This window comes from Streptomyces sp. Isolate_45 (genome assembly GCF_024721315.2).
GTDB lineage: Bacteria > Actinomycetota > Actinomycetes > Streptomycetales > Streptomycetaceae > Streptomyces.
The window spans coordinates 1-12,633 of record NZ_JANFAK020000213.1; the positions used below are offsets into that span (position 1 = coordinate 1).

At 73.6% G+C, this 12,633-nt stretch carries 2 protein-coding genes; both read right to left on the reverse strand.

All coding sequences use genetic code 11. The annotated features are described in order from the left end of the window. Positions 1-7,667 (reverse strand): type I polyketide synthase (locus NOD94_RS36990; RefSeq protein ID WP_281210620.1); only part of this gene is annotated, 7,667 nt, incomplete at its 3' end. Between the two features lie 154 nt (positions 7,668-7,821). Beyond that, positions 7,822-12,633, reverse strand: a 4,812-nt coding sequence (locus tag NOD94_RS36995; protein ID WP_281210621.1) for a type I polyketide synthase, incomplete at its 5' end; no start/stop codon positions are given.

Below are 12,633 nucleotides of genomic sequence, written 5' to 3' on the forward strand. Positions count from 1 at the left end.
AAGGCCGCCACGACCGCCGACGCCGCGTCCTCGTCACCGGCGATGACCACCGACCCCGGACCGTTGACCGCCGCGACACTCACCCGCTCGGTCAACAGCGGCAGGACCTCGTCCTCCGACGCCTGCACCGCGACCATCACGCCACCCGAAGGCAGCGCCTGCATCAGCCGCCCACGAGCCGCGACCAACACGCACGCGTCGTCCAGCGACAACACACCCGACACATGCGCGGCAACGATCTCACCGATCGAGTGCCCGGACACGAAGTCCGGCCGCACACCCCACGATTCGAGGAGCCGGAACAACGCCACCTCGACCGCGAACAACGCCGGCTGCGTGTACCCGGTCCGATCCAGGAGCCCCGCGTCCACCCCGAACAGGACGTCCTTCAAAGGGACTTCCAGCAGTGCGTCCGTGTGGGCGCAGACGGTGTCCAGCGCGTCGGCGAACACCGGGAAGGTTTCGTACAGTTCCCGACCCATGCCGAGGCGTTGGCTGCCCTGCCCGGTGAACAGGAACGCGAGGGAGCCGCCGGACACCGTCCCGCGCACCAGCTCCGGCGCCGGGTCGTCGGCCGCGATGGCGGTGAGCACGCGGAGCAGGCCTTCGCGGTCACCGGCGGTGAACGCCGCGCGGTGTTCCAGGCCGGCACGGCCGGTGGCCAGGGAGTACGCCAGGTCCACGGGAACGGAGCCGTCCTCGTTCCCGGTCACGCCGGCGGTGGTGGCCTCGGCCACGGGGAGCAATCGGGCGGCCTGGTCTCGGAGCGCCTGCGGGGTTCTGGCCGACAGGACGAAGGGGACCGGTCCGGTCGGCGGGTTGGTCGGCGCCGGGCGATCGGTGTCCTGCGGCGCCTGCTCGATGATCGTGTGGGCGTTGGTGCCGCTGATGCCGAACGAGGACACGGCGGCTCGGCGCGGCCGTCGGGTCGCGGGCCAGGCCGTGGCCTCGGTCAGCAGGGTGATGTCGCCGGCCGTCCAGTCCACGTGCGGGGTCGGTTCGTCGACGTGGAGGGTGCGGGGAAGCGTTCCGTGGCGCATCGCCATGACCATCTTGATGATGCCCGCCACACCTGCGGCGGCCTGCGTGTGGCCGATGTTCGACTTGACGGTGCCGAGCAGCAGCGGTTGCCCGTCGGGCCGGTCCTGGCCGTAGGTGGCGAGCAGCGCCTGCGCCTCGATGGGGTCGCCGAGGCGGGTGCCCGTGCCGTGTGCCTCGACGGCGTCGACCTCGGCGGCGGACAGGCCCGCGTTCGCGAGGGCCGCACGGATGACCCGCTGTTGCGAGGGCCCGTTCGGCGCGGTCAGCCCGTTGCTCGCGCCGTCCTGGTTGACGGCCGAACCGCGAACCACCGCCAGTACCGGATGCCCGTTGCGGCGGGCGTCCGACAGCCGTTCCACGACCAGCATGCCGACGCCCTCGCCCCAGCCCGTACCGTCCGCGGCCGCCGCGAAGGCCTTGCAGCGGCCGTCGGGCGAGAGTCCGCCCTGGTGGCTGAACTCGGTGAAGGTGCCCGGTGTCGACATGACCGTGACGCCGCCCGCGAGGGCGAGCGTGCACTCGCCGGCGCGCAGGGCCTGGATCGCCCAGTGCAGGGCGACCAGTGAGGACGAGCAGGCCGTGTCGACGGTGACGGCCGGACCCTCCAGGCCCAAGGCGTAGGAGACGCGACCGGACATGACGCTGCCCGCGTTGCCGGTCATCACGTGGCCGAGGACCGCGTCCGCGTCCGCGGACCGCTCCAGTTGGGCGTCGTAGCCGGTGTAGGCGGCGCCCACGAACACCCCGGCCCGGGTGCCGCGCAGCGAGGACGGGTCGATGCCCGCCCGCTCGACCGCCTCCCAGGAGGCTTCCAGGAGGAGGCGCTGCTGCGGGTCCATGGCGAGGGCCTCACGCGGCGAGATCCCGAAGAAGTCGGCGTCGAACGAGTCGGCGTCGTAAAGGAATCCGCCCTGGAAGGCCCGGCCGTGGCCGGCCCGTGAGGCCTCTCCGGCGTCTCCGGCGTACAGCTCGGCCGTGTCCCAGCCGCGGTTGCCGGGGAGGCCGGCGATGGCGTCGCCGCCGGTCTCGACGAGCCGCCACAGGTCCTCGGGGTTGTCGACCCCGCCCGGATAGCGGCAGCTCATGGCGACGATCGCGATCGGGTCGTCGGCGTCCGCGGCCGGCGCGCGGCCGGCGCCCTCCCGCCCGTCCCGCGCCCCGAACTCCTCGTCCTCGCCGACCAGTTCGACGAGGAGGTGTCGTGCGAGCGCGGCGGGCGACGGGTGGTCGAAGACGAGGGTGGTGGCCAGGCGCAGGCCGGTGGCGGCGCCGAGACCGTTGCGCAGTTCGACGGCGGTCAGCGAGTCGAAGCCGAGGTCCTTGAAGGCCTTGGCGGGTTCGATCCGTTCGGCCGAGGCGTGGCCCAGTACGGAGGCGACCTGCGCCCGTACGAGTTCCAGCAGGGCGCGGTCCTGTTCGGGTCGGGTGAGGCCGGTCAGTCGTTCGGTGAGCGAGGTGCCCGCGTCGTCGCGGGTGTGCGCGGTGCGGCGTCCCGCCGGACCCAGGAGGTCCCGGAACACGGGGGCGACGGGGCCGGGTGCCGCCGCGGCGCGCAGGGCGGCCGGGTGCAGTCGGGCGGGGACGAGGACGGGCCGGCCGGAGGCCAGCGCCGCGTCGAGCAGGGTCATGCCGTCGGCGGCGGAAAGGGCTCCCATGCCCTGCTGCTCCATGCGGCGCAGCCGGCTCTCGTCGAGTCCGCCGATCATGCCGCCGGCCGCGGCCCACAGGCCCCAGGCGAGCGAGGTTGCGGGCAGGCCCTGGTGGTGGCGCTGTTCGGCGAGGGCGTCCAGGTGGACGTTGGCGCAGGCGTAGTTGGCCTGGCCCGCGGCGCCGAGGGTGCCGGCGATGGCCGAGTAGAGGACGAACGCCGTGATCGGCAGGTCGCGGGTCAGTTCGTGCAGGTGGAGGGCGGCGACGGCCTTCGGTCGAAGGACCGCGTCCAGGCGTTCGGGGGTGAGGGACCCGATGACGCCGTCGTCGAGTACGCCCGCCGTGTGGACCACCGTGGTGAGGGGGTGTTCGGTGGGGATGGCGGACAGGACGGCGGCGAGGGCGTCGCGGTCGGCGGCGTCACAGGCGGCCCAGGTGACCTCGGCGCCCAACGCGGCGAGTTCCGCGGTGCGTTCGGCGGCTCCGGGGGCGTCGGCGCCGCGCCGGCTGAGCAGCAGCAGGTGGCGTACGCCGTGGGCGCCGGCCAGGTGGCGGGCGACGATGCCGGCGAGGCTGCCGGAGCCGCCGGTGATCAGGGCGGTGCCGTTCGGGTCGATGTCCACGCCGTTCACCGGGGCGGCGGGACTGCCGGTCGGGGTGCGGCGCAGGCGCGGCACGTGGACGGTTCCGTCGCGCAGCAGCAGCTCCGGTTCGCCGGAGTCGAGGGCGGCGGCGAGCAGGGCCGCGCCGGCCGGCCCGGTGAGGTCGGAGAGCGCGCCGGGGTCGGCGACATCGGCGAGGACGAACCGGCCGGGGTTCTCCGTCTCCGCGGAACGCAGCAGTCCGCGGATGGCGGCGTGAGGCAGGTCCTCGACGCCTTCGCCGGGGCCGGCGACCGCGCCGGCGGTCACGACGACCAGGCGGGACGTCTCGAACCGGTCGTCGGCCAGCCAGGCCCGGACCAGGCCGAGGGCCCGGTGTGCGGCCTGGCGCAGGGTGTCCGGCGCGGGGCCGTCGGCCTGCCGGGGGAAGGGTGCCAGGACGTACGCGGGAGCGGGCGTGCCCGCCTCGACCGCGACGGCCAGCTCCGCGAGGTCGGCGTAGCCGCGGGCGGGGCCGGATCCGGCGGCGCCGAGGACGGCCCAGCCGCCCGCGGGCTCGGCCGCGGGCGGAGCGGGCGGGCCGGCGGGCGCCGGCAGCGGCGTCCATTCGAGCCGGAACAGCGCGTCGCGTACGACGGCCGGGACCGGGACCGTGTCGCCGGTGGTGCCGGTGGTCGCGGCGGTGAAGGGCCGTGGGGCGAGCCGGCCGACGGTGGCCACCGGGTCGCCGAGGTCGTCGGCGAGGTCGAGGGCGCACGTCCCGTCCCCGGCCGGTCGGACGCGTACGCGCAGGGCGCCCGCGCCCACCGCGTGCAGGGTCACGTCGGACCAGACGCCGCCCGGTCCGAGGGCCGAGCCGTCGGCGTGCCCGTCGGCGGTCGCGGCGGAGCCGGCCAGGGCCACCGCGGCGTGCGCGGCGGCGTCCAGGAGGACCGGGTGCAGACCGAACCCGGCTCCCTGCGGGGCGCCTTCGGGGAGGCGTACCTGTACGAACCACTCTCCGTCGAGGTGCCAGGCGGCCTCCACGGCCCGGAACACCGGGCCGCGTTCGGGGGCGTGGGCGCCGTGGCGCTCGTCGGTGACGTAGAGGTGCTCGGTGTCGACGGCCTCGGCGCCGGCCGGCGGCCACTGCCCGAGGGCGACCGCCGGGGCGGAGCCGGTCGCGGGGGTGAGCACGCCCCGGGCGTGACAGGTCCAGCCGCTGTCGTCGACCGCCGCTCCGGCCGCGTCGTCCGGGCGGGCGGACACGGTGAAGGCGCGGTGACCGCGCTCGTCGGGGGTCTCCACCAGCACTTGGATCCTGACGCCGCCGTCGGCGGGCAGCGCGAGCGGTGCGTCGAGCACGAGTTCCTCGACGTTCCCGCACCCGGCCAGGTCCCCGGCGCGGACGGCGAGTTCGACGAACGCCGCACCCGGCAGCAGCGTCGTACCGGCCACGGTGTGCTCGGCGAGCCAGGGGTGGGTGCGGGCCGAGAGCCGGCCGGTGCACAGCACGCGGTCGGAGCCGGCCAGGGTGACGGCGGCGCCGAGCAGCGGGTGGGCGGCCGGGTCGAGTCCGGCCACGGTCACGTCGCCGACCGTGCCGGTGGCGGGCTCCAGCCAGTACCGCTCGTGCTGGAAGGCGTAGGTGGGCAGGTCGACGCGGCGGGCACCGGTGCCGGCGAAGTACGCCGCCCGGTCGACCGCGGCGCCGTGGACGTGGGCGTGGGCGAGGGCGGACAGGGCCGTCTCGGGCTCGGGCCGGCCGCCGCGCAGCACGGGGAGGAAGACGGCTCCGTCGCCGGTGACGCAGTCCTGGGCAAGCGCGGACAGAACACCGTCGGGGCCGATTTCCACGTACGTCGTCACGCCCGCGGCCTCCAGGGCCCGAACACCGTCCAGGAAGCGGACGGCCTCGCGGACGTGACGGACCCAGAAGTCCGCCGACCCCATCTCGTCGGTGACGAGGGCGCCGGTCAGATTCGAGACGATCGGGATGCGCGGGGCGGCGAAGGACAGCCCCTCCACCACCCGGCGGAAGTCGTCCAGCATGCCGTCCATGAGCGGCGAGTGGGAGGCGTGGCTGACGGCGAGCCGCTTGGTCTTGCGGCCCCGCGCCCGGAAGTCGGCCTCGATGGCGGCGGCGTCGTCCTCGTGTCCGGCGATCACCACCGACCGCGGGCCGTTGACGGCGGCGATGTCGACCCGGTCCGTCAGCAGCGGCAGGACCTCGTCCCGTGCCGCCTGGACGGCGATCATCGCGCCACTGGCGGGCATCCGCTGCATCAGCCGCGCCCGTGCGGCGACGAGCCTGCACGCGTCATCGAGCGGGAGGACTCCCGCGGCGTGCGCGGCGGAGATCTCGCCGATGGAGTGGCCGCACACGTAGTCCGGCAGCAGGCCCCAGCTCTCCACGAGCCGGAACAGGGCCGCTTCCACGGCGAACAGTGCTGGCTGCGTGTACTCCGTTTGGTTCAGCAGATCGGGGTCCGCCCCGAACAGCACGTCCTTCAGCGGGAGTTCGAGGTGCGCGTCCATGTGGCCGCAGACGTCGTCCAGGGCGGCCGCGAACACCGGGAAGGTTTCGTACAGTTCACGCCCCATGCCGAGGCGCTGGCTGCCCTGTCCGGTGAACAGGAACGCGGTCCGGCCCTCGGTGGCGGTGCCCGTGATCAGGCCCTGCGCCGGCTCGCCCGCGGCGAGCGCCGCCAGGGCGGTGTCGAGGGCGTCGTACGTGCGACCGAGGAGGACCGCACGGTGCTCCAGCGCGGCGCGGGTGGTGGCGAGCGAATGGCCGAGGTCGAGAGCCGAGACGTCGGTGGCCCCGCCGGCGCGGGCGGCGATCAGCCGGGCGGCCTGGGCGCGCAGCGCGGCGACGCTGCGGCCCGACAGGGTCCAGGGCAGCAGCGCCGGCCGGACCTGACCGGTGGCGGGCTCCGCGCCCGGCGGCTCCGCACCGGCCGGGGAGCCGACCTGCGGGGACCCGTCCTGCGGGGGCTCCTCCTGGGGGGCCTCCTCGATGATGGTGTGCGCGTTGGTGCCGCTGACACCGAACGCGGAGACGGCCGCGCGGCGCGGTGCGCCGGTCTCGGGCCAGGCCATCGGTTCGGTGAGCAGCGAAACCGCTCCGGCCGACCAGTCGACGTCGGGGGTCGGCTCGTCGACGTGGAGGGTTTGCGGAAGGACGCCGTGGCGGATCGCCATGACCGTTTTGATGATGCCGGCGACACCGGCCGCGGCCTGGGTGTGTCCGAGGTTCGACTTCAGGGAACCGAGGCGCAGCGGCCGGCCGGCCGGCCGGTCCTGCCCGTACGTGGCGAGGAGCGCCTGCGCCTCGATGGGGTCGCCGAGGCGGGTGCCGGTGCCGTGCGCCTCGACGGCGTCGATCTCGGCGGCGGACAGGCGGGCGTTCTCCAGCGCCTGGCGGATGACGCGCTGCTGGGCGGGGCCGTTGGGGGCGGTGAGCCCGTTGCTGGCGCCGTCCTGGTTGATGGCGGAACCGCGGACCACGGCCAGGACGGGATGCCCGTTGCGGCGGGCGTCCGACAGGCGCTCGACGAGGAGGACACCGACGCCTTCGGACCAGCCGGTGCCGTCGGCGGCGGCGGCGAAGGACTTGCAGCGGCCGTCCTCGGCGAGGCCGCGCTGGCGGCTGAACTCGACGAACACGTCGGGGGTGGGCATCACGCACACGCCCCCGACCAGGGCGAGCGAGCACTCGCGCTGGCGCAGGGCCTGTCCGGCCAGGTGCAGGGCCACGAGCGAGGAGGAGCAGGCCGTGTCGATGGTGGCGGCCGGGCCCTCCAGGCCGAGGACGTAGCTGACGCGGCCCGACAGCACGCTCGTCGCGCCACCCGTCAGCAGCAGTCCCTCCAGCCCCTCCGGGACCTCTTTGAGGTCGGCCCCGTATCCCATGGCGCCCGCGCCGATGTAGACACCCGTGCGGCTGCCGCGTACGGAGGCGGGGTCGATGCCGGCCCGCTCGAAGACCTCCCAGGAGGTTTCCAGGATCTGGCGTTGTTGCGGGTCCATCGCCAGGGCCTCGCGCGGCGATATGCCGAAGAATCCGGGGTCGAACGCGGTGGCGTCGGCGAGGAACCCACCGCCGGTGTTGTAGAAGGTGCCCTTGCGGTCGGGGTCGGGGTCGGCGAGGGAGGCGATGTCCCAGCCGCGGTCCTCGGGGAACCCGGTGATGGCGTCGCCGCCCTCCGACACAAGCTGCCACAGGTCCTCGGGCGACCGCACCCCGCCGGGAAAGCGGCAGCTCATCGCGACGATCGCGAGGGGTTCGTGGGCGTCCTGCTCGACCTCCTGGAGGCGGCGGCGGGCCCGCCGCAGCTCCGTGGTCATCCACTTCAGGTTTTCGAGAAGCTTTTCTTCGTTCACGCCGGCCACTGGAACGTCACCTCCTGGAGAAATGCGGATTGCATGCGGACTGCGGCTGAGAATTCACTGAACACATCGGAACCGCTATTCGGCGGATTCGGCGGATTCGACGGGTTCGGCGGATTCGGCGGATTCGACGGAGACATCGGATCGGGCATCAAGGTCAGGCTTTTCCGAATTCGTTGTTGATGATGTCGAAGAGGTCCTCGGCGGATGCCGATTCGATGACTGTTTCCTCGTCCTCCAGGGCGAGCGCGGCCCGTTCCGTCCTGTTCCAGTTCGCCAGGAGCGCTTCGAGCCGTGCCGTGACGCGGGCCCGTTCGCCGGCGTCCTCCTCGGGGACCGACGAGAGGACGAACTCCAACTTGTCGATCTCCGCGAGGGCCGGGAGGACGGGCTCCGCGTCCCCGCCGAGGAGTTCCGCGCGAATGTGCGCGGCCAGGGCGGCGGGCGTCGGGTGGTCGAAGACGAGGGCTGCGGGCAGTCGCAGTCCGGTGGCCGCGCCGAGGCGGGTCCGCAGTTCGACGGCGGTGAGGGAGTCGAAGCCCAGCTCCTTGAAGGCGCGGCCGGCCTCGACCGTGCCGGCCCCGTCGTGCCCGAGCACCGCCGCGACGTGCGTACGGACCAGGGTGAGCAGGATCCGTTCCGCCTCGTCGGCGCTCGCGCCGCGCAGTTCGGCCAGCAGCCGGTCGACCGCGCCGGCAGTGCCGTCGTCGCCGCTGCTTCCGTCACCGGCGCGCTCCTCGGCGTCGAGTACGCGGCGCACCTCGGGGAGGTCGGCGATGAGCGGCCGCGGCCGGGAGGCCGTGAAGGCCGGGACGAACAGGTCCCAGTCGACGTCGGCGACCGTCACGGTGGTGTCGCCCGCGTCCAGCGCCTGCCGGAGTGCGGCGATGGACCGTTCGGGGGCCATCACCGGCAGCCCGCGGCGCCGGAGTTGCCCGGCGGCCTCGTCGTCGGCGACCAGGCCGCCCTCGCCCCACGGCCCCCAGGCGACGGCCGTGGCCGTCAGGCCGCGGTCGCGGCGCTGTTGTGCCAGGGCGTCGAGGTGGGCGTTGGCCGCCGCGTAGGCGCCCTGACCGCCGCTGCCCCACACGCCGGCGATGGAGGAGAAGAGGACGAAGGCGTCCAGCTCCGTGTCACCGAGCAGCTCGTCGAGGTGCTCGGCCCCCGAGACCTTGGCGGCGAGCACCGCGGCGACCTCGTCCGGTCCCGTCTCGGCGATCGGCGTCAGCTGACCGACGCCCGCCGTGTGGAAGACGGCGCTGAGGGCGGGGGCGGTGGTGTCGTCCCGGAGCGCGGCGAGGAGCTCGGCCACGGCCTGCCGGTCGGTCACGTCGCAGGCGACGGCCGTGGCACGGGCGCCCAGTTCGGCGAGTTCCGCGACCAGGGCCCCGGCGCCCGGCGCCTGCGGTCCTCGCCGCCCGACCAGCACCAGGTGCTCGGCGCCGTGCGCGGCGAGCCAGCGGGCGACGTGCGCACCGAGCGCGCCCGTACCGCCGGTGACCAGGACGGTGCCTCGGGTCCGCCACGGCGCCCGCACCGCGGTCGACGGGGTGAGGGGCGACGGCGCGAGGGGAGAACCGGCCGCCGGTGTGGCGGTGTCCGGCGACGCGGCGTGCTCGATGCGGCGTACGAGGAGACCCGCGGACCGTACCGCGATCTGGTCCTCGTGGGCCCGCCCGGCAGCACCACCCAGTACGGACAGCAGCCGGTCGAGCGTCCGCCCGTCCACGCCACCCGGCAGGTCGACCAGACCGCCCCAGCGCTCCGGGTGCTCCAGGGCGACCACCCGGCCGAGCCCCCAGACCTGTGCCTGCGCGGCGCTGCGCAGCCGGTCGGCGGTGCCGGCCGCCACGGCACCGGAGGTCACGCACCACAGCGGTGCGTCCACCTCGGCATCGCCGAGGGCCTGTACCAGCGTTCCGGTCAGCAGCAGGCCTGCCGGCGCCGCCGGGTGGGTCGGGTGGGGGGCTTCGGCGAGTGCCAGCAGGGACACCACGCCGTCGGCCCGGTCCCCGGCGAGCGCCGAACGCAACCGGTCGGCCACGGCGCCCCGGCCGGTCTCCGCAGGGTCGAGGGCGACGTCCCGTACGTCCACGCCCCGGGCCCGGAGGGCGTCCGCGATCCCGGGGAGTCCGGTCCCCTCGCCGGTCGCCGCGCCGGTCGCCGCGGTGACGACCAGCCAGGTTCCGGCGGGGCGGGCGTCGGCGTCCGGGGTGGCCAGGGGCTTCCAGGTGACCCCGTACCGCCAGGTGTCGACGACGGACCTCTCCGCGCGCTGCCGCCGCCAGGCGGACAGCGCCGGCAGCAGGGCGCTCAGCGGCTGGTCGGCGTCGATCTCCAGGGCAGCCGTGAGGGCGGCGAGGTCATCGTTCTCGACGGCCTCCCAGAACGGGGCGTCGACCACACCACCACCGGCTGCGCCCGGCTCCGCCGCTGTGGGGCGGGGAGCCTCCTCCAGCCAGTACCGCTTGCGCTGGAAGGCGTAGGTCGGCAGGTCGATGCGTCGGGCACCGGTACCGGTACCGGAGAAGTACGCCGACCAGTCCACGGTGACGCCGTGGACGTGGGCCCGCGCGAGGGCGGCGACGATGGCCTCGGCGTCGGCGCGACCCTTGCGGAGCGCGGGCAGGAACGCGGCCGCCGACCCGGCTGTCACGCATTCCTGGGCGAGGGCGGAGAGCACCCCGTCCGGGCCGAGTTCGACGTACGTGGTCACGCCGGCGGCCTCAAGGGTGCGAACACCGTCGAGGAAACGGACCGCCTCGCGGACGTGGCGGACCCAGAAGTCCGCCGAGCCCATCTCCCCGTCGGTGACGAGCGCCCCGGTCAGGTTGGAGACGATCGGGATGCGCGGGGTCGCGAACTCCAACCCCTCGATGACCTTGCGGAAGTCGGCCAGCATGCCGTCCATGTGCGGCGAGTGGAAGGCGTGACTGACGGTCAGCCGCTTGGTCTTCCGACCGGTGAGCGATGCCGCGATGGCGACCGCGTCGTCCTCGTCACCGGCGATGACGACGGACTGCGGGCCGTTGATAGCGGCGATGCTCACCCGCTCGGTCAGCAGCGGCAGGACCTCGCCCTCGGAGGCCTGGACGGCGATCATGGCTCCGCCGGTCGGCAGGGCCTGCATCAGTCGGCCCCGCGCCACCACCAGCACACAGGCGTCGTCCAGGGAAAGGACACCCGCCGCATGCGCGGCAGCTATCTCACCGATGGAGTGACCGGAGAGGTAATCCGGCTTCACACCCCACGATTCGAGCAGCCGGAACAACGCCACCTCGACGGCGAACAGCGCGGGCTGAGTGAACCGTGTCTCGTCCAACAGAGTCGCATCAGACCCGAACAGCACTTCCTTCAGAGGCAGTTCCAGCAGCCCGTCCATACGGGCACAGACGGCGTCCAGCGCGTCCGCGAACACCGGATAGGCGTCATACAGCTCACGCCCCATCCCCAGGCGCTGACTCCCCTGACCCGTGAACAGGAAGGCGACTCCACCGGCGGAAGCCGTTCCGCGCACCGAGCCGGCCGTCTGCTGACCGGCCGCGAGGGCCTTCAGAGCGGCCTGGAACTCTTCCCGCTCCTGCGCGACGACGACGGCCCGGTGTTCGAGCGTCGACCTCGATGTGGCCAAGGAGTAGGCGACATCGGCGGGTTCCAGCAGTTCGTCCGACGCGATCCACTCCGCCAGACGCTCGGCCTGGACGCGCAGAGCGGCCTCGCTCTTCGCCGACAGGACCCACGGCAGAACGCCCGAACGGTCCTGGGGCAGAGCGGTCGGCTCCGCCTCGTCCCGCACGTCCGGCGCCTGCTCGATGATCGTGTGGGCGTTGGTACCACTGAAACCGAACGAGGAGATACCCGCCCGACGCGGACGACCGGTCTCGGGCCAATCCCGACTCTCGGTGAGCAGGGCGATCTCACCCGTGCTCCAGTCGACGTGCGGGGTGGGCTCGTCCACGTGCAGCGTCTGCGGAAGCACCCCGTGCTGGATCGCCAGGACCATCTTCATCACACCCGCGACACCCGCTGCGGCCTGCGTGTGCCCGATGTTCGACTTGATCGAACCGAGCAGCAGCGGCTGCCCCTCGGTCCGCTCCCGGCCGTACGTGGCCAACAGCGCCTGCGCCTCGATCGGGTCCCCCAGCCGGGTACCCGTACCGTGCGCCTCCACCGCGTCCACCTCGGCCGCCGACAGACCAGCACTCGCCAACGCCTGCCGGATCACCCGCTGTTGCGACGGCCCGTTCGGCGCCGTCAAACCATTGCTCGCACCGTCCTGGTTGATCGCCGAACCACGGATCACCGCCAACACCGGATGCCCGTTGCGGCGGGCATCGGACAGCCGCTCCACGAGCAGCATGCCGACACCCTCACCCCAGCCCGTACCATCCGCGCCGGCGGCGAACGCCTTGATCCGACCATCCGCCGCCAGCCCACGCTGTCGACTGAAATCGATGTACGCACCCGGCGACGACATGACCGTCACACCACCGGCCAACGCCATGCTGCACTCACCGTTGCGCAACGCCTGCACCGCCCAGTGCAACGCCACCAACGAAGCCGAGCACGCCGTATCGACCGTCACCGCCGGACCCTCAAGCCCGAACGCGTACGACAGCCGGCCCGACACGACGCTCGCCGCGTTGCCGGTACCGAGGAAGCCCTCGATCCCGTCCGGAACGGATTGCAGCATGGATCCGTAGTCCTGGCCGTTGGTGCCGACGAAGACACCCGCCTGGGTACCGCGCACCGCGGCCGGGTCGATACCCGCCCGCTCGAACGCCTCCCACGTCGTCTCCAACAACAACCTCTGCTGCGGATCCATGGCGAGGGCCTCACGCGGCGAGATCCCGAAGAAGTCCGCGTCGAACTCGGCAGCGTCGTAGAGGAACCCGCCCTCACGGGCATAGAACGTCCCCTGCTCATCGGGATCCGAGCTGTAGAGACGATCCAGATCCCAACCACGATC